This is a genomic window from Streptomyces sp. NPDC048636 (genome assembly GCF_040650655.1).
Taxonomy (GTDB): Bacteria; Actinomycetota; Actinomycetes; order Streptomycetales; family Streptomycetaceae; genus Streptomyces.
Genome location: NZ_JBEZHR010000011.1, coordinates 74,945 through 94,381, shown reverse-complemented (window position 1 = coordinate 94,381; position 19,437 = coordinate 74,945). Strand labels below are relative to the sequence as shown.

Genomic DNA, 19,437 nt, shown 5'->3' with positions numbered 1-19,437 from the left:
CGGCGCCGGGAGGCTACGCGATGGGGCCGGTCCAGTGCGGGTCTTCGGCGAGGACCTCCGCGTCCTCGGTCATCCGGGTGACGGTGACGAGCAGCTGGGATCCGTACTGCTTGTCGAGCACACCGTCGCTGTTCTTGGTGTCGGACATACCGGGGGCGAGACGTCCGGCGATCTCCTTGGAGCCGGTGTCCCAGGTGGTGAACTCGCTGTCGCCACCCTTGGTGGCGCCCTGCCCGTTGACGCTGAACTCGTCGAGGTCGACGGGGTTCTCGCTCCGGTTGTCGAACGTGATGTTGATGCGGAAGGCGGTCTCGTCACCGCTGGGCGGGCTGTCGTACTCGGCGAACGTGGTCACCTTCTCGATCCCGGTGACGGTGACCTTGAGGCCGTCGTCGTAGCGGAAGGTGTCGCCGACCGCGAGCTCGGTCCCGGGCCGCTTGTCCTCCGGACCGGACTCGTCGACCGTGGCGTCCTCCTCGTCCTCGTCGACGCAGGTGTCCATCCACTCGTCCTGGGTGAGGTCCGAGTCGGGCCCGCATTCGGCCTTGCCGACCTTGCCGGCCTTGGTGGCGTCGGCCTTGTCCCGCTTCTCCGCGGCGTCGCCGCTCTTCCCCCGTTCGGCAGTGCCCTGCTCCTGACTGCCGCATCCGGCGGTGAGCGGCAGGAGCACGGCGGCGAGGACCGCGGCGGTGGTGAGACGGACGTGCATATGGCCCCCCAGGTTGACTCTGGTGTGTGAAGGACTTGTAAGAGGCCGGAATGGTTGCGTACTAAAGGAAGCTCTCTCCGGCGGAGGGTAAAGGGGATCACGGCGGAGGCCCATGGTTGGGGTCCCCGGCGCGGACGCGGATACTGGGCGGCATGCGTATCGACTTTGATCCCGAGGCCATGGACCGGACCCCCTTCTACAAGCTGCTGACCTCCGTCGTGGTGCCCCGGCCGATCGCCTGGGTGTCGACGATGTCGGCGGATGGGACGGCCAACCTCGCGCCGCACTCGTTCTACTCCGTCTCCTGTGTGTCCCCGCCGATCGTGCAGTTCACCTCCGTCGGGCGGAAGGACTCGCTGCGCAATGTCGAGGAGACCGGGGAGTTCGTCGTGAACTTCGCCCCCGAGCGGCTCTTCGAGCAGATCAACGCGACCGCGACGGACTTTCCGCACGGGGTCAGCGAGTTCGAGAAGGTGGGGATCGAGCAGGAGACGAGCCTGCGGGTGAAGCCGCCGCGGGTGGCGGCGTCGCCGGTGGCGCTGGAGTGCGTGCTGCACGGCACGCTGGGGCTGGGGGACTCCACGGTGGTGTTCGGCCGGGTGGTGCACGCCGTGGTCGACGACGCGGTGATGACCGACGGGCACCCCGAGATCGACCGGCTCAAGCCCCTGGCCCGGCTCGGCAAGAACGAGTGGGGCACGACGGGTGAGGTGCTGGACCGCGCCCGGATCCGATACCCGGACTGGCAGGACGGTCAGATCGGCTGATCCGGGCCAGCGGGGCAGCCGGGCCAGCGGGGCTAGCCGGGCAGCCGGGCCAGGGCGAGGGCTGACGGAGCGCCCACCGGGCGGAAGGGCCATGGGGCCGTAGGGTGCTACCGGTGATGGAGACCTTCGTGTTCGACGTCGGCTCGACCCTCATCCGTGAGGACCGCCACTGGGCCGCGTGGGCGGACTGGCTCGGCGCCCCGCGACACACCCTCTCCGCCCTGGTGGGCGCCGTCGTCGCGCAGGGGCGCGCGGACACGGACGCGCTCGGTCTGCTGAAGCCGGGGCTGGACATCGCCGCGGAGTGGCGGGCGCGCGAGGCGGCCGGGCACGGCGAACGGCTCGACGAGGCGGATCTGTATCCGGACGTCCGGACCGCGCTCGGCCGGTTGCGCGGTGCCGGGGCGCGGATCCTCGTCGCGGGGAACCAGACGGTCCGCATGGGCGAGCTGCTGCGGGCGCTGGAGCTGCCCGTCGATGCCGTCGCCACGTCCGGGGGATGGGGCGTGGCCAAGCCCGAGGCCGGATTCTTCCGACGGGTGCTGGAGCTCGCGGGCGGCGCCCCCGACCGCACCGTGTACGTGGGGGACCGTCCGGCGTTCGACATCCGTCCGGCCAGGGCCGCCGGTCTGCGGGCCGCGCATATCCGGCGCGGGCCGTGGGGACACCTCTGGTCCGGGACGTCCGACGCCGCCCTCGCGGACTGGCGGATCGACTCGCTGGACGAGCTGCTCGGCATCGCCACCGGATGACCTCGAGGGCGGGAAGAAGAGCGCAGCTCAGGGCAGGGATTCACGGTGTGTGATGCATTCACACCCCGTGTGACGAGAGCGCTTGCATATATCTACCGCACACCCTTCCCGGTCCGTACCGGGGGGCGATTGACTCTTCCCATGCCGCTCAGGGGGCGCCAGACCTGAGCGAAGGGGCCGCCGGACTCCTCCCTCCTCGGCCGGCGGCCCATCTTCCTGCCCGTGGCGCGGGTCCCCGCTCGCGTCACGGGTCCCCGTCCGCGTCGTGGGCGCCGGGCGGGAGGGGGTCAGCCCGAGGACTCGGCCGCGTGCGCGCTCAGCACGTCAAAGCCGACCAGGGCGAAGAGCAGCAGGCCCAGCGCGATCCGGTAGATCACGAACGGCATGAAGCTCTTGGTGGAGATGAACTTCATGAACCATGCGATGACCGCGTATCCGACCACGAAGGCGATCACGGTCGCGAAGATGGTGGGGCCCCAGGAGGTGTGTCCCTCGGACGCGTCCTTCAGCTCGAAGAGCCCGGACGCCAGGACCGCCGGTACGGCGAGGAGGAAGGAGTAGCGGGCGGCGGCCTCGCGGGTGTAGCCCATCAGCAGTCCGCCGCTGATGGTCGCTCCCGACCGGGAGACGCCCGGCACCAGGGCCATCGCCTGGCAGAGGCCGTAGATGAGCCCGTCCTTGGCCCGCAGCTCCTGGAGCGTCTTGCGCTGCTTGGCGACACGGTGCTTACCGCCCGTCTCGTCGCGCGCCGCCCGCCGGTCCGCGAAGCCCAGCACCAGGCCCATGACCACGAGGGTGGTGGCGATGAGGCGCAGATCACGGAACGGGCCCTCGATCTGGTCCTGGAGCGTGAGGCCGAGCACGCCGATGGGTATGGAGCCGACGATCACCAGCCAGCCCATCTGCGCGTCGTGGTCGGAGCGCGCCGCCTTGCTGTAGAGCGAGCGGAACCAGGCCGAGACGATCCGCGCGATGTCCTTGCGGAAGTAGATGAGCACCGCGAGCTCGGTGCCGATCTGGGTGATCGCGGTGAAGGCGGGCCCCGGGTCGTTCCAGCCCGCGAAGGCGGCCGTGAGCCGGAGATGGGCACTGGAGGAAATCGGAAGGAACTCGGTCAGCCCCTGGACAAGCCCAAGGATGAAAGATTCAAACCACGACATTGCGTCTACGCTATCCAGGCTGATCATGCCCTGGCCGGTACATGATGGGCACGACCGGGTCAGGCGGGGGTGGCCGACGGGAAGAAGCCGGTGGTCGACGATCAACCACCGGTCTCGTGGGGCAGCGTAGCGTCCCCGGGCGAGCGACGACCAAGGACCCGGTCCGCTCACCCGTTAATCGCATTGATCATGGGGTACCCGGCGGCTCGGCACACCACGTGCGCACACCACGTGCACACATCACGTTCGCACCCCGCGTCCGTACTCCGCGTGCGCGAGGCCGGGGACCTGCCGAGGAGCCGACCGTATGACCGTGACCGGGCAAGGAACACCAGGGGGCGGAAACGGCCGTGCGGCGGCCGGGACGGTGACGACCGAGGTTCCGGCGCGGCTGGACCGGCTGCCCTGGTCCCGCTGGCACTGGATGATCGTCATAGGACTGGGCACGGTGTGGATCCTCGACGGTCTGGAAGTGACCGTCGTCGGCAATATCGCCAGCCGCCTCTCCGAACCGGGCAGTGGGCTGCCCATCACCGATTCCCAGGTCACGGGCATGGCCGCGGCCCTCTACGTCGCCGGAGCGTGCTGCGGCGCCCTGTTCTTCGGCTGGCTCACCGACCGGTACGGCCGGAAGAGACTGTTCATGATCACGCTCGTGGTCTATCTCGCGGCGACGGCCCTGACCGCGATCTCCTTCTCCGTCTGGTGGTTCTTCCTCTGCCGCTTTGTCACCGGTCTGGGCATCGGTGGGGAGTACGCGGCCATCAACTCCGCCATCGACGAACTGATCCCGAGCCGGTACCGGGGCCGGGTCGACCTGATCATCAACGGCAGCTTCTGGCTGGGCGCGATGGGCGGCTCACTGCTGTCCGTCCTGATGCTGAACACCAGCTTCTTCCCGCGGGACATCGGATGGCGGCTCACCTTCGCCCTCGGAGTGGTCCTGGGCCTGGTGATCCTCCTGGTGCGCCGCCATGTCCCGGAGAGCCCGCGCTGGATGTTCATCCACGGCAGGTCGGAGGGGGCCGAGCAACTGGTCGCGGAGGTGGAACGGGGCATCGAGGAGGAGACCGGCCGCCCTCTCCCCGAGGCGGGCCGGTCCCTCACCATCCGAACCCGCAAGAGCACCGGCTTCCTCGACATCGGCCGGACGCTGTTCCGCTCCTACCCCCGGCGCGCGGTGCTGGGGCTGGCCCTCTTCGTCGGACAGGCGTTCCTCTACAACGCCATCACCTTCGGCTTCGGCTCGATCCTGGTGAAGTTCTTCCACGTGTCCAGCGGTGTCACCGGCTACTTCTTCGCGGTCATCGCCTTCGGCAACTTCCTCGGTCCGCTGCTGCTCGGCAGGCTCTTCGACACGGTCGGTCGGCGGCCGATGATCGCGGGGACGTATGTCCTCTCCGGGGCCCTGTTGTTCGTCACCGCCTGGTTCTTCGGTCAGGGATGGCTCACCGCGACGACCATGACCGCGTGCTGGTGCGTGGTCCTCTTCTTCGCCTCGGCCGGGGCCAGCTCCGCCTATCTGACGGTGAGCGAGATCTTCCCGATGGAGACGCGCGCGCTGGCCATCGCCTTCTTCTACGCGATCGGTACGGCGGCCGGAGGGATCACCGGCCCGCTGATCTTCGCGGATCTCACGGCGAGCGGTGTGGTCGCCGACACCGTGCTGGCCTTCTGTATCGGGGCGTCGCTGATGGTGGTGGCCGGACTGATCGCCGCGTTCCTGGCGGTACCCGCGGAGCGCCGCTCCCTCGAGGACATCGCCGAGCCCCTGTCCGTCCGCGCCGCGGCGGTGTCCCCGGCTCCCGGGGCGGGCGACGGCTGACCGTCCCGCCCCGCGCCACGGGTGCCCGGGCCCGGGATCAGAGGTGGGGCGCGGCGCCCTCGGCGGTCCGCGGGGTCCGGACGCCGCCGCGCTTGCGCCAGGCCACCACGACCCCGGCCAGGGCCGGAACGGCGACGCACGCCATCGCGATGAGGAAGACGGGTGAGGTGGGTGTGGTCGCGTGGCTGCCCGCCACGGCGTACGCGGCGGTGTTCGGCACACAGCCGGTACCGGTCGCCAGCAGGAACGAGGGCCAGCTCATCCGGGAGACCGCGGCACAGTAGTTGGCGGCCGCGAACGGTATGCCGGGGAAGAGCCGGATCGCGAGCATCGACCGGAAGCCGTGGTGGCTGAGCTGCCGGTCGGCCGAGGTCAGCCAGCGGCCCCGGAGAAGCGGACGGAGCGCGTCCTGGCCCAGCAGCCGGCCCAGACCGAAGGAGACTCCGGCGCCGATCACCGTACCGGCGACCGCCGCGGCCAGTCCGGCCTGCCAGCCGAAGAGCGCACCCGCCGCCAGGTTCAGCAGCGGTCGCGGCACCAGCGCCGCCGTGCACAGGCCGTATGCGACCGTAAACAGCACCACGGCCGCCGGGCCCGCCAGCTGGGGCGGCCAGCCGTGGGCGAGCAAGCGGTGCGGCTGCCACATCCAGACCGACGCCGCGGAGCCGACCAGCAGTGCGGCGAGCAGCCCCAGCCGCGACCACGGCGACAGCAGCACCGCGCGGGCGCGGCGCACGGCCGGTTTCGAGGCGGGGGCGGCGATATCGAGCATCGGTGGAGCCTAACCGACCGGCCCTGGCGTCCGCTGTGACGTCATCCTCTCGTCGCAGGACTGTCGGCCGATCGTCGGTTGGCCGTTGGCCGTTGGCCGTTGGACTTTGGCCGTCGGCAGCGGCCCTCTGTCGGCCGACCCGAACGGTGGGCCTTCGGCTGTCGCTCGTCACCAGGCAGAACAACCCCCGTGACACCAGAAGTTCGCTCGCGACGCACTGGCCCCACCCGCCCCGAAAACCATTCGACGCGGATCGTACGGTGCGCGATGATCAACGACATGTTCCGGTCCGCCTTCCTCCCGCCGACGTCCGCCTTCGCGGACGCGCCGAAGGCTGCCGCCGTTCCCCCGCCCGTGACCACGGCCACCGCCGCGACGGCCCCGGCCGCGAAGGCCCTCGCCGTCGTCACCGCCACCGCCTGCCTCGACGGCACCCGAAGCTGACCCTCCTCGGACAACTCCGACGGATCCCGAGAGGGGAGGGTCGGACAGGCCCGGGGGTCCGCGCTTCCACTGCTGTTCCGAGGAGGAACCGTCCGCATGTCCAAGCAGATGTATGTGCGCACCAAGCCGCATCTGAACATCGGCACCATGGGCCACGTCGACCACGGCAAGACCACCCTGACCGCCGCCATCACCAAGGTGCTCAGCGAGCGCGGCTCCGGCGGCACCTATGTGCCCTTCGACCGCATCGACCGGGCGCCGGAGGAGGCCGAGCGCGGTATCACCATCAACATCGCCCATGTCGAGTACGAGACCGACACCCGGCACTACGCCCATGTCGACATGCCCGGCCACGCCGACTTCATCAAGAACATGGTGACCGGCGCCGCCCAACTCGACGGCGCGATCCTCGTGGTCTCCGCGCTCGACGGCGTCATGCCGCAGACCGCCGAGCATGTGCTGCTCGCCCGGCAGGTGGGCGTGGACCACATCGTCGTCGCCCTCAACAAGGCCGACGCGGGCGATCCCGAGCTCACCGACCTGGTCGAGCTGGAGGTGCGCGATCTGCTGTCGGCGCACGGCTACCCCGGTGAGAGCACACCCGTCGTACGGGTCTCCGGGCTGCGGGCACTGGACGGTGACCCGCGCTGGACCGGTGCGATCGAGGCGCTGCTGGACGCCGTGGACATCTATGTCCCGACGCCCGTGCGCTACACGGACGCCCCGTTCCTGCTACCGGTGGAGAACGTGCTGACCATCACCGGGCGCGGCACCGTGGTCACCGGTGCCATCGAGCGCGGCACGGTGCGCGTCGGCGACCGGGTGGAGGTGCTCGGCGCGGAGGTGACGACCGTCGTCACGGGCGTCGAGACCTTCGGCAAACCGATGGAGGTCGCGGAGGCGGGTGACAACGTCGCGCTGCTGCTGCGCGGTGTGCCGCGCGACGCGGTGCGCCGTGGCCATGTGGTCGCGGAGCCCGGCAGCGTGGTGCCCCGGCGCCACTTCACCGCGCGCGTCTACGTCCTGTCCACGGACGAGGGCGGGCGGCGCACACCGGTCGCCACCGGCTACCGGCCGCAGTTCTACATCCGGACGGCGGACGTGGTCGGCGATGTCGACCTCGGGCTCACGGGGGTGGCGCGCCCCGGCGACACCGTCACCATGGCGGTCGAGCTGGGTCGCGCCCTTCCGCTGGAGCCGGGGCTCGGCTTCGCGATCCGCGAGGGCGGCCGTACGGTCGGCGCGGGCACGGTGACCACCGTTTCCGACCGGCCGTGACACCTTGGTGAACGATCTGCCCGCGTCCCGTGTGCTTCAGGGGGCGCGGGCAGATCAGTAGGAGGCAGGACCGGACAGGGACGGTCGAGAAGCGGTCGGGGGCGGTCGCGCACCGGGCCGGGCCGTGGCAGGTCGTCCCTCCCGGCACAATGGAGACCGTGGACGAGCCCATACCCGTGATCCGCGCCGTGGACGGCGGCACCGCCAGGCTGATGCCCGACCTCGACCGGCCGCACGCCTGGCTGCTCACGGTGGACGACGCCCCTCAGTCGTACGTCGACCTGGACGACCCCACCCATCTCGAGTTCGAGTACGCGCGACGGCTCGCGCACGTCCTCGACACGGCCGCCGAACCCGGGATCCCGCTCGATGTCCTGCACCTCGGCGGCGGGGCGCTCACCCTGCCGCGCTATCTGGTCTCGACCCGGCCCGGTTCACATCAGGAAGTGATCGAAGCCGATCGCGGGCTGCTGGAGCTCGTCGACGAACATCTGCCGCTGCCGCCCGACTCGGGAATCACGGTGCGCCGTGCGGACGCGCGGACCGCCCTGGAGTCCGCGCCCGAAGCCTCCGCCGACATCGTCATCGCCGATGTCTTCGGCGGCTCCCGGGTGCCCGCGCACCTCACCTCGGTCGAGTACGCGCGCGCCGCCGCCCGTGTGCTGCGGCCGGGCGGCCGGTACGCGGCCAATCTGGCCGACGGAGCGCCCTTCACCTTCCTCCGCTCGCAACTGGCCTCGCTGCGCGTCGCGTTCGCGCATCTGTGCCTGATCGCCGAGCCCGCGGTCCTGCGCGGCCGCCGGTTCGGCAACGCGGTGCTGGTGGCCTCGCAGGGCGAGCTGCCGGTCGCCGCGCTGGCCCGCCGCGCGGCGGCCGACGCCTTTCCCGCCCGGGTGGAGTACGCGGCGGCGCTGGAGCGCTTCACGGGCGGGGCGGCGCCGGTGGCGGACACCGACGCGGTGCCGTCGCCCGAGCCGCCGGGCGGGGCCTTCAGCGTGGGCTGACCCTTCCCCCGGCCGGAGTCCGTGGCAGCGGGACCCCCGAGCCACCGCGCTACCTAAGTCGCTTTCCGCGAGGGCGGATTCATCCCTTGGTCAGCGGGGCGCAGACCTTCGGCTGACGACAGCGCGCACCGCCGCTTGCCAGAGTGGAGTCATGCCGCGGCGCCGAGCGTGGGCCGCGGCCGACGGGACCACACGCAAGGCACGGCGGGGGAGAGATGGCGCGCAGCAAGGAGATCAGCCGGGCCGGATTTCTGGCCAGGGCGGGGGTGGTCGGTGTCGCGGGAGCGATGGGGGCGCCGCTGCTGGGAGGCCGGGCGAGCGCGGTGGGGGCGCCCGGACCTGGAGCGGCCGGAGCGCCGGACGGCACAGGCGGTCGGCCGGGGCTGACGTACCGCGGGGTGTCCTATGAGGTCATCGACGGGGAGACACCGTTCACCGGCTGGGACGCCACACGGATGCGCCGTGACATCCGGGCGATCAGGGATGAGTTGCATGCCGACTCGGTCTCGGTCTTCGGCACCGGTGTCGAGCGGCTCGCGGCCACCGCGTCGGAGGTGGCCGAGCGCGGGCTGCATGTGTGGCTCCAGCCGCGGCTGGCGGATGTTCCGCAGCGGGAGATACTCGACCATCTGGCCGAAACGGGCAGATACGCCGAGCGGTTGCGGCGGCAGGGGGCCGAGGTGCACCTCAGTGTCGGCGCCGAGTTCGTGCTGTTCGTGCCGGGCATCGTGCCCGGTGACTCGGCGGTGGAGCGCATCAAGAACCTGACAAGCGGAAACTACGATCCGAAGACGCTGATGCGGGAGCTGCGCTCCTTCACCGAGCGCGCCGCCAAGGTCGCCAGGTCCGTCTTCCAGGGCGGGATCACCTATGGTGCCGCGCAGGACGAGGAGGTGGACTGGAATCTCTTCGACCTGGTCGGCGTCAATTACTACGCGTCGTTCGCGCGGCGGTCCGAGCACATTCGTGAGCTGGCGAAGTACCGGCGATGGGGTAAGCCGGTGGTCGTCTCCGAGTTCGGCAGCTGCACCTACCGGGGAGCTCCGGCGCAGGGTGGGATGGGCTGGGACACGGTGGACTATGACAAACAGCCTCCCGAGATCATCGGCGATCTGGTCCGCAGCGAGCGCACCCAGGCCGCCTATCTCGCCGATCTGGTGGATGTCTTCGAGTCGATGGATCTGTACGCGGCCCTGGTGTACCAATTCGTCACTCCCGACGCGCCGCATCGCCATCAGCCGCGCTACGACCTGGATATGGCGAGCTACAGCCTGGTGAAGGCGGTCTGGAAGACGCCCGAGGAGCCGACCGCTCATTGGCACTGGGAGCCGAAGGAGGCGTTCCACGCACTGGCACGGCACTACGGCAGGGCGCGGTGCTGACCCTCGTCCGCCGTCGGTCCGGGGGTGGCGGGCCCCTCGCCGAGTGGCCCGTCCGCGACCGGCCCCTTGGCGGTGGGCCCGGGTTCACGCCGCCGCAGTCGACGGACGTCCGGCACGGTCAGCACCGCCAGGGTCAGCAGCAGGATCAGCGTCGAGCAGCCCCACAGCGAGGCCGTCCGGCCGAAGGCGTTCTCGGCGGGGCCCGCGAGGGACATGGCGAGGGGGAGGAGGGCGATCGAGCCGAGCATGTCGTAGGCCGCCACCCGCGAGAGCTTGTCCTCGGGGATCTCCTGGTGCAGCGCGGTCATCCAGGACACGCCGAACACCTCGATCGACACCCCGCTGACGAACATCACCACGGCCAGCAGCGGCACCGGAAGCGGAAGGGCGAGCGCGGCCGACGGCATGGCGATGGGCAGGACGCACAGGGTGCCCGCGAGCAGCAGACGACGTGGCCGCCAGCGCGTCATCAGAAGCCCGCCGAGGACGGTGCCCGCGCCGAACGCCGCCAGGGCAAGGCCCCAGGGGCGGGCCCCGCCCAGATGCTCTTCGGCGACCAGCGGACCGTAGACCGCCTCGGCCGCGCCTATCACGGCGTTCACGACGGCGAATTGGAGCACGATGCTCCAGAGCCAGGGCCGGGTGGCGAACTCCCGCCAGCCGTCGCGCAGATCGGCGAGCATCCCGCCGCCCGGCTCCCGCGGGGTCACGTCACGGACATCGAGGAAAGCCCGCAGCGAGCCCGCGACGGCGAAGGCGGCGGCGTCCACGGCCAGCATCCACCCCGGGCCCACGACCGCGATCAGGGCGCCACCCAGTGCGGCGCCGCCGATCTGCGAGCCGTTCACTCCCATCCGGAAGAACGCGAAGGCACGGCCCGCCTGTTCGCTGGTGACGGTGGACAGCAGCATCCCCTCGGCGGCGGGGGAGAAGAAGGCGTGCCCGGTGCCGCCGATCGCCGAGAGCAGGGCCATCTGCCACAGCTGTGCCTCACCGGACAGCACCAGCGCCGCGAAGGCCGCCTGCGACAGGCAGTTGGCGGCGTTGGCCGCCACCATCACCCGATGCCGGGGCAGCCGGTCCGCCAGCGCCCCGCCGATCAGCAGGAACACCACGAGCGGCACCGTGCGGGCCGCGGCCACCAGACCGACATCGCCGCTGTCCCCGCCCGCGTCGAGCACCGCGAACGCGGCCGCGATGAGGGCCCCGGCGTTTCCGAGGCCGGTCGCCACGGCGGCGGCGGTCAGCAGTGTGTAGTTGCGTCCGGCCCACGAGGGGCGGCCCGGTCGGGAACGCCGGGGCGGGGGAGTGGTCACCAGCGGACTATCCCCGGGCGCGGGCCCCGGCGTCCAACCGGATATCGGCCACGGCGATCAGAACCCGGACTCGGACTTCAGCGGACGCAGGGTGCTCATGATCTTCTTGATGGTCGTGTCCGGGACCTCGTTCTTGGTGCCCTTGACCGAGTAGAGCACCCAGGTGGCGAAGTCGCCGTTGGTGTCGGTGTAGGAGACGGTCACCGCCTTGCCGTCCGTGCTGCACTTGTCGGTCTTCTTGACCCCGGTGACGGTGGCCGAGGCGGTGTAGCCCTTGAGCCCGTGGTCACTGGTGAACTTCTTGGACTGGCCCACCTTGAGGTGGCCGGTCTTCTCCTGGTCGAAGGCGGCGAAGGCCCAGTTGCCCGCCTCGATCCTGGCGGCGGAGGCCTCGCTCTTGGCCCCCTGGGCGCCCTTGGAGCCCGCGGCGGCGGCATCGCTCTTGTTCTCGTAGCCGCCCTCGCGTTTCACCGAGCAGTAGTCCTTCTTGTAGATCCCCGGGGCGGACATGATGACCAGCGGCTTGCCCTTGTCGTCCTCGAAGCCGACGCTCAGGCCGGAGGACTCGACCACCCAGTTCCCGGGCACATCAAAGGCGTTGTGCCGCTTGGAGCTGACCACCGTCTTCCAGCCGGGTATGACGGGCTTGATGTCCTCGCCCCCGCTGCGCGGGTTGTCATCCCCCCGGCCGCCGTCCGCCGGATCCTCGGAGGGCTTGGAGGAGGACGGGGCGGGCGAGGAGGCGGCGGGCTTCTTACCGCTCGACGTGTCGTCCTCGCCGTCGTTCTTGTCGAGCACCAGCACGGCGGCGACCGTGGCGGCCGCCACGACCGCCACCGCCGTGACGATCGCGATGGTGGCCGTGTGCTTCTTGCGCGGCGGCTCGGGCGCCCCGGGTGGCGCGGAGGGGTTGCCCCACCCCTGCTGCTGATGCGGCCCGCCGTACCCCGGCTGCTGCTGCGGCGGCTGGCCGGGGTGACCGGGCTGGCCCGGCTGCGGCTGCTGCTGCGGTGGCTGCTGATACGGATTCGGCTGCTGATAGCCAGGTTGCTGATAGCCCGGCTGCTGATAGGGGTTGGGCTGTTGATACCCCGGCTGATGGTACGGGTTCTGATCCTGCGGGTTCGGCTCGCCACCGGGCGGCTGCTGTCCTGGCCACATGGCCAGTAACCATAAGGGTGGGTGCCGGTGGGGGCTACGGCTGCCCCTTTCCTCACTAGCTACTCGGTGGTAACTTCCGGGGTATGTCAGAGACCATGCCGTCCATCGGCGAGATGCTCGCCGCCACCGTGCCCATGGTGCGCACCCTGAACCTGGAGATCGTCGAAGCGACGGCCGAGAGCGCCGTGCTGCGCCTGCCGGACCAGCCCGACTTCCACAACCATGTCGGTGGGCCGCACGCGGGAGCGATGTTCACCCTCGCCGAGTCGGCGAGCGGCGCGATCGTGATCGCCGCGTTCGGCGACCAGCTCGGCCGTGCCGTACCGCTGGCCGTGCGCTCCGAGATCGGCTTCAAGAAGCTGGCCATGGGACCCGTCACCGCGACGGCCCGGCTCGGCCGCCCGGTCGCCGATGTGATCGCCGAGCTGGACGCCGGAGAGCGTCCCGAATTTCCGGTGAACATCGAGATCACTCGCGAGGACGGGGCGGTGACCGGCGAGATGTCGATCACATGGACCCTGCGGCCACAGGGCTGAGGCCCCCTGCGGTAGTACGCCGACGCGCCTCGGAGCACGACCTGGGGATGATGGCGACCGCTCGCTGATTGAGTAGGCTTCCCGGGCGTGTGCCGAAAGTGGTGCGCGCCCGGGATGGATCGGCACACGGGGAGGAACCGGCGTTGCACATCGAGGAATGGCTCGAGAGCGTACCCGCGGTCAGCGTCTACCTTCTTGTGGGTCTTGTCATCGGCCTGGAGAGCCTGGGCATCCCGCTTCCGGGAGAGATCATCCTCGTCAGCGCGACACTGCTGGCGGCCTCGCAGGACCACATCAACCCCTACATCCTGGGGGCCTCCGCCATCGCGGGCGCCGTGATCGGTGACTCCATCGGCTATCTGATCGGCCGCAAGGGCGGCGAACCACTTCTGGCGTGGCTGGGCCGCAAGTTCCCCAAACACTTCAGTGCCGAGCATGTGGCCACCGCCGAGCGCTCCTTCCAGAAGTGGGGCATGTGGGCGGTCTTCTTCGGCCGCTTCATCGCCCTGCTGCGGATCTTCGCGGGCCCGCTCGCCGGTGTGCTGCGCATGCCGTACTGGAAGTTCTTCATCGCCAATGTGCTCGGCGGCATCATCTGGGCGGGCGGCACCACCGCGGTCATCTACTCCGTCGGCAAGGTCGCGGAGGACTGGCTCAAGCGCTTCTCCTGGCTCGGCCTCGTCGTCGCCCTGCTCTTCGGCCTCGGCTCGATGCTCGTCATGAAGTGGCGGTCGAAGAGGGCCAAGGCGGCGAAGACCGCCGACGCCGGACCCGAGACGGCCGAGCCGGAGCCCGTCGCGGCCGGCGACTGACGCCGCCGACGAGATCGGTGGCAGGACGGCCTCCGATCCCGTGGCCGCCCCGGGCGCGCCGGTCTTCGGCCCTACCGGTCCTCCAGCCCTGCCGGTCGTCTGGCCGTACGGTCGTCCAGCCCTGCCGGTCTGCTAGCTCTGCCGGTCTGCTAGCCCTGCCGGTCTTCCTGCCGCGTCCACGTCCGCGCGGCCGCCTGGTGCTGGTGGGCCAGTTCGACATAGCCCGTCGCGTTGAACCGGATCGACTCGCGCTCCTCCTCGGTGAGCTCGCGCCGTACCTTCGCCGGGACGCCCGCCACCAGTGAGTTCGGCGGCACCCGCATGCCCTGCGGCACCAGCGCCTGGGCGGCCACCAGGGAGCTCGCGCCGATATGCGCGCCGTTGAGGACGGTCGCGCCCATGCCGATCAGCACATCGTCCTCGACGGTGCAGCCGTGCAGCACCGCGTTATGGCCCACCGACACCCGCTCACCGACGATGGCCGGGAAACCGGGGTCCGCATGCACGGTGCAGTTGTCCTGGATATTGCTCTGCGCTCCGACACTGATCGACTCGGCGTCCCCACGGAGCACGGCGTGGTACCAGACGCTCGCCTCCGCCCCCACCGACACCTCACCGATCACCACGGATGTCGGGGCGGTGAACGCCTCCGGGTCGACCTTCGGCTCTCTGTCGCCCACCCCGGCGATCAACGCCCGCTCCGTCACAGCATGTCTCCCTCGGTCCGTCCGGCCATGTCCCCGGCACGGTACCCCCGTACCGCATCGCCGCAACCGGCGGACCAGCGGAACCGATGGAACGAAGGGGACCAGGTGGAGCGAAGGGAACCAGGACAAACGATCATGCGTCCTGTGTTCCATGGGGACACAGGGAGCGGAAGCACAGGGCCGGGACGACCACGCCGTACCGCGGCGGTTCTTCGTGACGGGCGACGGTGAGCGGCTCGGCTGCGCCGCCTTCGAGCCCACCGGTCCGGCGGTGGGCGCCACCGCGGTGGTGCTGCACGGCGCCGGGACCAGTGACAAGGAGCGCATGCTCGGTCTGATGCGCGAGCTGGCCGCCCAGGGCCGCCGCGCCGTGGCCTGCGACTTCTCCGGGCACGGCGAAAGCTCCGGCGCACTGGGCGACTTGAGCCTGGAGCGGCGGTTCATCCAGGCCCGCGCCCTGATCGACCAGTGGGTGCCCGCCTCCGATGAACTGATCCTCATCGGGTTCAGCATGAGCGGTCAGACGGTCGCCGACCTGCTGGCCCACTACGGCCCGCGGGTGACCACGATCGGCCTGTGCGCACCAGCCGTCTACGCCCCTGACGCCTGGCCGGTGCCGTTCCGCAGCGGATCCGGTTTCACCGAGACCATCCGCACCCCGGACAGCTGGCGCTCCTCGGCCGCCCTCACCGCTTTCCGTGCCTACCGCGCGCGGGCGGTCCTCGCGGTGCCCGGCCGGGACGAGGTCATCCCGCCGGAGGTGACCGAGGCGATCGCGGGCGCGCTGGCCGAGCGCGCCGACCTCCATCACCTCGTCCTGCCCCGGGCCGAGCACTGGCTCGGCGCCTGGTTCCGCGACCAGGCGGAGGACCGTGGCCGGTTCGTCCGGGCGCTGCTGAGCGCGTAACCGTGCGGGGCCCGAAGGGCTCTCACGGCCTCAGGGGTTTCGCGGCCGCGCTCACCCCGTCGCCAGCAGCAGGGTGCCGACCAGGGCCAGTCCGGCACCGCCTGCCTGCACGGCACGCAGCCGCTCATTGAGCAGACCGCGGGCCGCGAGCGCGGTCACCACCGGGTAGAGGGAGGCGAGTACGGCGGCCACGGCGACCGGGCCGTGCTGGGCGGCCAGGTTGTAGGTGCCGTTCGCGGCGACATCGGCCAGACCCACGAAGGCGAGCGCCGGAAGCGACGCCCACAGCACACCGAAGCCCTCCTCGGGCAGCGCCGGGTTACCGCGCCGGACGGTGACGTACAGCGCGGTGCCGCCGACCGCCACATTGGCCAGGCGCTGGACGAACAGCGCGAGGAAGAGCCCGGTGAGGGTCGAGGACGCCTCGGCGATCAGTGCCATCACCGACCCGAAGCCGAGCGCGGCGACAAGCGTGAGCAGCAGGGTCTGCCGCTGGACGGGCGCACCGCCGGTCTGCGGTCCGCTCGCCAGGACAACACCGGCGACCGCCACCACGATCCCCGCGACCTGGAGCAGCCCCGGCCGTTCGCCCAGCACCAGTGCCACGCCGAGGGGCACCACCACTCCGCCGAGCGCTCCGAGCGGGGAGACCACGCCCATCGGGCCGAGCGCGAGGGCCTGGTAGAAGCAGAGCATCGCGACCGGTCCGACCACTCCCGCCGCGGCCGCGAACCACAGCTGCGGCCCGGCCTCGGACCAGCCGCCGGTGGCCACCACGATGGCGCCGAGGACGGCCACCGCGAGGGTCTGCGAGGCGACGACCACGGTGAGTGCGGGAGTTCGCCGGGTGAGCAGCCCTCCGCCGAAGTCGGCCAGCCCCCACAGCAGGCTGGTGGCAAGAGCGAAGAGTGCGGACATGGTGGAACCTCGCCGTACAGTGTGTTGGACGTGGGAGTACAGCCCACCGTAGTTCAATGAGCTCGACTACGCCATTCAAAATATTGGACGGACATCCGGACCGTGACGGACCTCGACCAGCTCACGCAGTCGCTCGCCCGCAACCTCAAGCGCTGGCGCAACGAACGCGGCTACACCCTCGACGCCCTCGCCGCCCGGGCCGGGGTCAGCCGAGGCATGATCATTCAGATTGAGCAGGCCCGCACCAACCCCAGCGTCGGCACCACCGTGAAGCTGGCCGACGCCCTCGGGGTGAGCATCACCACACTGCTCGACTACGAACAGGGGCCACAGGTGCGCCTCGTCCCCGCCGACCAGGCGGTGCGGATGTGGTCCACCGACGGGGGCAGCTACACGGCGCTGCTCGTCGGCACCGAGGCGCGGGGGCCGCTGGAGATGTGGGAGTGGCGGCTGATGCCCGGCGAGGGCAGCGATTCCGATCCGCACCCCGCGGGCACCTTTGAACTGCTGCATGTGACGGCGGGCGTCCTGACCCTGGTGGCGGGTGGCAAGGAGCACACGGTACCGGCCGGGACCTCGGCGGCCTTCGAGGCCAACACCCCCCACGCGTACCGCAACGACGGCACGATCCCGGTGGCGATGACCATGGCCGTATCGGTCCCGCCCGCGCACTGAAGCCGTGCCGTCCCCGGCTGCTAGCTTGGCCGTATGAGCACGCCGATGGATGCCTTCGACGACGTCCGCCCCGCCGTCGAGCGCCTGGACCTGCTGACCGGCCCCGTCGCCGCCGCCCTCCGCGACTGGCGCGGCACCGAGCCGGTGGAGCGGGTGCGCTACGTGGACACGGACCCGGACCGGGCCGACACCGCCGTACTCGTCGAGCACTACGGTTCGTGGCTGCTGGAACAGTCCGCCAACTGCGTGGTCGTGGCGGGCAAGCGGGGCGGTGCCGTCACCCTCGCCGCCTGCGTGGTGCTGGCGCACACCCGCGCGGACGTCAACGGTGTGGTCCGCCGTCATCTCGGCGCGCGGAAGGCGTCGTTCGCGCCGATCGAGACCGCGACCGGCGAGAGCGGGATGGAGTTCGGCGGCATCACCCCCATCGGACTGCCCGAGGGCTGGCCGCTGCTGGTGGACGCGGCCGTCGCCGACGCTCCCCACGCCCTCATCGGCAGCGGAAGCCGCCGCGGCAAGCTCATCGTGCCGGGCAAGCTGCTCGCCGGGCTGCCGGGTGCGGTGGTCCTGGAGGGGCTCGGCGTCTGAGCCCCCTCCGGACCGGTCGGCGGTCCGCCTCCCGATGCGCGACCGACCAGGATCAGCCGAGCCGGGGACCAGCCGAGCCGGGTATGAGTGGAGCCGAGGGATCAGCCGAGTCGGGGGATCTCGATGGCGGGGCAGCGGTCCATGATCATGTCCAGTCCGGCGGCACGGGTGCGCTCGTACGCGTCCGGGTCGATCACACCCAGCTGGAACCAGACGGCCTTGGCCCCGATGGTCACCGCCTCGTCCGCGATACCGCCCGCCTGCCCGGAGTTCACGAACACATCGACCACGTCCACCGGGAAGGGGATCTCGGCGAGTGAGGCGTAGCCCCGCTCGCCGTGCACCGTCTCGGCCTTGGGGTGCACCGGCACGATCCGCTTGCCGAAGCGCTGGAGAACGTCCGCGACCCCGTAGGCCGCCCGCTCCTGGTTGGCGGAGAGTCCCACCACGGCCCAGGTGTCACCCAGCTCCGTGAGGATCCTGCGGACCGTTTCCGGGTCGCCGTACATCGGTGCCTCCTGGATGGGTGTGCTGGAACGGACCGTTCCCGGGCTCTTCGCACGACAACGGTCACCGGCGCCCGGAGATTCCCGGTGCGGGCGGCAGCGGACGGACCCCGCACACCGCTCCCCGGGGCGCATAGGGTGGACGGATGCAGGAGCGGTACCGGACGGTCGCCCGCGCGGGCGTGCACGAGATCGAGATCAACAAGTCCCGTTTCCTCTGCTCACTCGCGCCCGCCGCGACCGAGCGGGAGGCGCAGGACGTCATCCAGCGCGTCCGGAAGGAGCACCCCACCGCCACGCACAACTGCTTCGCCTACGTCATCGGCGCCGACGGCGGGGTGCAGAAGGCGAGCGACGACGGCGAGCCGGGTGGTACGGCGGGCGTCCCGATGCTCCAGATGCTGGTGCGCCGGGAGGTGCGCTACGTGGTGGCCGTCGTCACCCGCTACTACGGCGGTGTGAAGCTGGGCGCGGGCGGGCTGATCCGCGCCTACGGCGGAGCGGTCGGCGAGGCGCTGGACTCCCTGGGCACCGTGGTCCGGCAGCGCTTCCGGCTGGTCACCGTCACGGTCGACCACCAGCGGGCCGGAAAGCTGGAGAACGATCTGCGCGCCACCGGGCGGGCGGTGCGCGAGGTGCGCTACGCCGAGGACGTGACGATCGAGGTGGGGCTGCCCGAGGCGGATGTCGAGGCGTTCCGCGCCTGGCTCGCGGACGCCACCGCCGGGACCGCCGTCCTGGTGCTGGGCGGGGAGGCGTACCAGGACGCGTAGGTGCCCGTCCGCACCTCGGAGCCCGGCCCGCCGCGCGGCGGATCCGGACCATCCGCCGCCCGGGCAGCCCTCTTCGACCACGGCGAGGTTCCCGAGGGCCCGCGGCCGAGGCCGATCCGGGCCGGGTGGGTCGCACCGGCGCGGCCCACCGGCCGCAGCCGGACCGCGGCGTCCAGGCCACTGCCGGGCGCCGCCGCCAACCTGGCCTCCCCGCCGCTCACATGGGCCGGCCGCTGCACCAGCGAGAGTCCGAGGCCGGTGCCGCCCTTGGCGGCGTCGGGGGCGCGCCAGAAGCGGTCGAAGGCACGACGCCGCTGCTCAGCGGTCATCCCCGGGCCCTCGTCGATCACATGCAACTCGACCCAGGGCGGGGGTGGGGCGCGACACGGGCGGGAGAGGAAAGGCCGCATTATGGCCGGGGCGTCGATCGCGGATACCGTGGTCG

At 71.1% G+C, this 19,437-nt stretch carries 22 protein-coding genes and 1 pseudogene; 14 read left to right on the top strand and 9 right to left on the bottom strand.

Translation table 11 applies throughout. The annotated features are described in order from the left end of the window. Positions 1 to 13: 13 nt before the first annotated feature. Positions 14 to 709, bottom strand: a complete 696-nt coding sequence (locus tag AB0C66_RS26680) for a hypothetical protein (RefSeq protein ID WP_362443620.1) — start codon at positions 707 to 709, stop codon at positions 14 to 16. A 152-nt stretch (positions 710 to 861) separates the two neighbouring features. On the opposite strand from AB0C66_RS26680, the gene AB0C66_RS26675 reads away from it, so the two are divergent. Together AB0C66_RS26675 and AB0C66_RS26670 are read left to right on the top strand one after the other, a co-directional pair. After that, positions 862 to 1,476, top strand: a complete 615-nt coding sequence (locus tag AB0C66_RS26675) for a flavin reductase family protein (protein WP_362443617.1) — start codon at positions 862 to 864, stop codon at positions 1,474 to 1,476. 113 nt (positions 1,477 to 1,589) lie between these two features. Then, the gene (locus tag AB0C66_RS26670; protein WP_362443614.1) at positions 1,590 to 2,228 is read left to right on the top strand and encodes an HAD family hydrolase; all 639 of its coding nucleotides are present in this window, start codon (positions 1,590 to 1,592) and stop codon (positions 2,226 to 2,228) included. 287 nt (positions 2,229 to 2,515) lie between these two features. Here the strand turns inward: AB0C66_RS26670 and AB0C66_RS26665 are convergent, their stop codons facing one another. Next, entirely contained in the window at positions 2,516 to 3,388 is an 873-nt protein-coding gene (locus AB0C66_RS26665) for an undecaprenyl-diphosphate phosphatase (RefSeq protein ID WP_362443611.1), read from the bottom strand. Positions 3,389 to 3,695: 307 nt separating this feature from the next. Between AB0C66_RS26665 and AB0C66_RS26660 the strand changes: the two genes are divergently transcribed. Further along, positions 3,696 to 5,213: an MFS transporter gene (locus tag AB0C66_RS26660; protein WP_362443608.1), complete on the top strand. Its 1,518-nt coding sequence runs from the start codon at positions 3,696 to 3,698 to the stop codon at positions 5,211 to 5,213. 37 nt (positions 5,214 to 5,250) lie between these two features. Here AB0C66_RS26660 and AB0C66_RS26655 read toward each other — a convergent pair whose 3' ends face one another. Further along, on the bottom strand, positions 5,251 to 5,985 hold the full coding sequence (locus AB0C66_RS26655) for a TVP38/TMEM64 family protein (RefSeq protein ID WP_362443605.1): 735 nt from the start codon (positions 5,983 to 5,985) through the stop codon (positions 5,251 to 5,253). A gap of 267 nt (positions 5,986 to 6,252) precedes the next feature. On the opposite strand from AB0C66_RS26655, the gene AB0C66_RS26650 reads away from it, so the two are divergent. The 4 genes from AB0C66_RS26650 (at position 6,253) to AB0C66_RS26635 (ending at position 10,093) form a co-directional block, all read left to right on the top strand. Next, a complete protein-coding gene (locus AB0C66_RS26650) occupies positions 6,253 to 6,429 on the top strand; it encodes a hypothetical protein (protein ID WP_362443602.1) in 177 nt (58 codons plus the stop codon). 96 nt (positions 6,430 to 6,525) lie between these two features. After that, on the top strand, positions 6,526 to 7,707 hold the full coding sequence (gene tuf, locus AB0C66_RS26645; protein ID WP_362443599.1) for an elongation factor Tu: 1,182 nt from the start codon (positions 6,526 to 6,528) through the stop codon (positions 7,705 to 7,707). A 158-nt stretch (positions 7,708 to 7,865) separates the two neighbouring features. Continuing rightward, on the top strand, positions 7,866 to 8,711 hold the full coding sequence (locus AB0C66_RS26640) for a fused MFS/spermidine synthase (protein WP_362443596.1): 846 nt from the start codon (positions 7,866 to 7,868) through the stop codon (positions 8,709 to 8,711). A 215-nt stretch (positions 8,712 to 8,926) separates the two neighbouring features. After that, the gene (locus AB0C66_RS26635; RefSeq protein WP_362443593.1) at positions 8,927 to 10,093 is read left to right on the top strand and encodes an abortive phage infection protein; all 1,167 of its coding nucleotides are present in this window, start codon (positions 8,927 to 8,929) and stop codon (positions 10,091 to 10,093) included. On the opposite strand, the gene AB0C66_RS26630 is transcribed toward AB0C66_RS26635, so the two are convergent. Both AB0C66_RS26630 and AB0C66_RS26625 read right to left on the bottom strand, forming a co-directional pair. Beyond that, on the bottom strand, positions 10,072 to 11,409 hold the full coding sequence (locus AB0C66_RS26630) for an MFS transporter (RefSeq protein ID WP_362443590.1): 1,338 nt from the start codon (positions 11,407 to 11,409) through the stop codon (positions 10,072 to 10,074). The genes AB0C66_RS26635 and AB0C66_RS26630 overlap by 22 nt on opposite strands. A gap of 57 nt (positions 11,410 to 11,466) precedes the next feature. Continuing rightward, complete coding sequence (locus AB0C66_RS26625) at positions 11,467 to 12,246, bottom strand: hypothetical protein (RefSeq protein WP_362443587.1); 780 nt, start codon at positions 12,244 to 12,246, stop codon at positions 11,467 to 11,469. A gap of 93 nt (positions 12,247 to 12,339) precedes the next feature. Here AB0C66_RS26625 and AB0C66_RS26620 point away from each other — a divergent pair, with 93 nt between their 5' ends. The 3 genes from AB0C66_RS26620 to AB0C66_RS26610 all read left to right on the top strand — a co-directional run bounded on the left by AB0C66_RS26620 (position 12,340) and on the right by AB0C66_RS26610 (position 13,918). Then, on the top strand, positions 12,340 to 12,579 hold the full coding sequence (locus AB0C66_RS26620) for a hypothetical protein (protein ID WP_362443584.1): 240 nt from the start codon (positions 12,340 to 12,342) through the stop codon (positions 12,577 to 12,579). A gap of 74 nt (positions 12,580 to 12,653) precedes the next feature. Further along, positions 12,654 to 13,106: a DUF4442 domain-containing protein gene (locus AB0C66_RS26615; RefSeq protein ID WP_362443581.1), complete on the top strand. Its 453-nt coding sequence runs from the start codon at positions 12,654 to 12,656 to the stop codon at positions 13,104 to 13,106. A 143-nt stretch (positions 13,107 to 13,249) separates the two neighbouring features. Beyond that, positions 13,250 to 13,918 carry a DedA family protein gene (locus AB0C66_RS26610; RefSeq protein WP_362443578.1) on the top strand — a complete coding sequence of 223 codons (669 nt, stop codon included), beginning with the start codon at positions 13,250 to 13,252 and terminating at the stop codon, positions 13,916 to 13,918. A 149-nt stretch (positions 13,919 to 14,067) separates the two neighbouring features. On the opposite strand, the gene AB0C66_RS26605 is transcribed toward AB0C66_RS26610, so the two are convergent. Continuing rightward, a complete protein-coding gene (locus AB0C66_RS26605; protein WP_362443576.1) occupies positions 14,068 to 14,625 on the bottom strand; it encodes a gamma carbonic anhydrase family protein in 558 nt (185 codons plus the stop codon). 151 nt (positions 14,626 to 14,776) lie between these two features. Here AB0C66_RS26605 and AB0C66_RS26600 point away from each other — a divergent pair, with 151 nt between their 5' ends. Beyond that, positions 14,777 to 15,532: an alpha/beta fold hydrolase gene (locus AB0C66_RS26600; RefSeq protein WP_362443573.1), complete on the top strand. Its 756-nt coding sequence runs from the start codon at positions 14,777 to 14,779 to the stop codon at positions 15,530 to 15,532. 51 nt (positions 15,533 to 15,583) lie between these two features. Here the strand turns inward: AB0C66_RS26600 and AB0C66_RS26595 are convergent, their stop codons facing one another. Then, positions 15,584 to 16,450, bottom strand: a complete 867-nt coding sequence (locus tag AB0C66_RS26595; RefSeq protein ID WP_362443570.1) for an EamA family transporter — start codon at positions 16,448 to 16,450, stop codon at positions 15,584 to 15,586. Positions 16,451 to 16,552: 102 nt separating this feature from the next. Here AB0C66_RS26595 and AB0C66_RS26590 point away from each other — a divergent pair, with 102 nt between their 5' ends. Continuing rightward, positions 16,553 to 17,125, top strand: coding sequence for an XRE family transcriptional regulator (locus AB0C66_RS26590; RefSeq protein ID WP_362443569.1), 573 nt, complete (start codon positions 16,553 to 16,555; stop codon positions 17,123 to 17,125). Positions 17,126 to 17,158: 33 nt separating this feature from the next. Next, entirely contained in the window at positions 17,159 to 17,713 is a 555-nt protein-coding gene (locus AB0C66_RS26585) for a YbaK/EbsC family protein (RefSeq protein ID WP_362443566.1), read from the top strand. Between the two features lie 101 nt (positions 17,714 to 17,814). Here AB0C66_RS26585 and AB0C66_RS26580 read toward each other — a convergent pair whose 3' ends face one another. Then, complete coding sequence (locus AB0C66_RS26580) at positions 17,815 to 18,222, bottom strand: CoA-binding protein (protein WP_362443563.1); 408 nt, start codon at positions 18,220 to 18,222, stop codon at positions 17,815 to 17,817. A gap of 143 nt (positions 18,223 to 18,365) precedes the next feature. Between AB0C66_RS26580 and AB0C66_RS26575 the strand changes: the two genes are divergently transcribed. After that, positions 18,366 to 18,992, top strand: coding sequence for a YigZ family protein (locus tag AB0C66_RS26575; RefSeq protein ID WP_362443560.1), 627 nt, complete (start codon positions 18,366 to 18,368; stop codon positions 18,990 to 18,992). Between the two features lie 155 nt (positions 18,993 to 19,147). Here the strand turns inward: AB0C66_RS26575 and AB0C66_RS26570 are convergent. Further along, positions 19,148 to 19,363, bottom strand: a pseudogene (locus AB0C66_RS26570) (ATP-binding protein); the annotation flags it as partial. Positions 19,364 to 19,437: the final 74 nt, after the last annotated feature.

What these genes read in the sequence shown, in the direction of transcription:
- AB0C66_RS26575 (WP_362443560.1), top strand. Translation starts at nt 18,366, where the DNA reads ATGCAGGAGCGGTACCGGACGGTCGCCCGCGCGGGCGTGCACGAGATC.
- AB0C66_RS26675 (WP_362443617.1), top strand. Translation starts at nt 862, where the DNA reads ATGCGTATCGACTTTGATCCCGAGGCCATGGACCGGACCCCCTTCTAC.
- AB0C66_RS26615 (WP_362443581.1), top strand. Translation starts at nt 12,654, where the DNA reads ATGTCAGAGACCATGCCGTCCATCGGCGAGATGCTCGCCGCCACCGTG.
- AB0C66_RS26680 (WP_362443620.1), bottom strand. Translation starts at nt 709, where the DNA reads ATGCACGTCCGTCTCACCACCGCCGCGGTCCTCGCCGCCGTGCTCCTG.
- AB0C66_RS26650 (WP_362443602.1), top strand. Translation starts at nt 6,253, where the DNA reads ATGATCAACGACATGTTCCGGTCCGCCTTCCTCCCGCCGACGTCCGCC.
- AB0C66_RS26585 (WP_362443566.1), top strand. Translation starts at nt 17,159, where the DNA reads ATGAGCACGCCGATGGATGCCTTCGACGACGTCCGCCCCGCCGTCGAG.
- AB0C66_RS26600 (WP_362443573.1), top strand. Translation starts at nt 14,777, where the DNA reads ATGGGGACACAGGGAGCGGAAGCACAGGGCCGGGACGACCACGCCGTA.
- AB0C66_RS26620 (WP_362443584.1), top strand. Translation starts at nt 12,340, where the DNA reads ATGCGGCCCGCCGTACCCCGGCTGCTGCTGCGGCGGCTGGCCGGGGTG.
- AB0C66_RS26595 (WP_362443570.1), bottom strand. Translation starts at nt 16,450, where the DNA reads ATGTCCGCACTCTTCGCTCTTGCCACCAGCCTGCTGTGGGGGCTGGCC.
- AB0C66_RS26665 (WP_362443611.1), bottom strand. Translation starts at nt 3,388, where the DNA reads ATGTCGTGGTTTGAATCTTTCATCCTTGGGCTTGTCCAGGGGCTGACC.
- AB0C66_RS26580 (WP_362443563.1), bottom strand. Translation starts at nt 18,222, where the DNA reads ATGTACGGCGACCCGGAAACGGTCCGCAGGATCCTCACGGAGCTGGGT.
- tuf (WP_362443599.1), top strand. Translation starts at nt 6,526, where the DNA reads ATGTCCAAGCAGATGTATGTGCGCACCAAGCCGCATCTGAACATCGGC.
- AB0C66_RS26660 (WP_362443608.1), top strand. Translation starts at nt 3,696, where the DNA reads ATGACCGTGACCGGGCAAGGAACACCAGGGGGCGGAAACGGCCGTGCG.
- AB0C66_RS26655 (WP_362443605.1), bottom strand. Translation starts at nt 5,985, where the DNA reads ATGCTCGATATCGCCGCCCCCGCCTCGAAACCGGCCGTGCGCCGCGCC.
- AB0C66_RS26635 (WP_362443593.1), top strand. Translation starts at nt 8,927, where the DNA reads ATGGCGCGCAGCAAGGAGATCAGCCGGGCCGGATTTCTGGCCAGGGCG.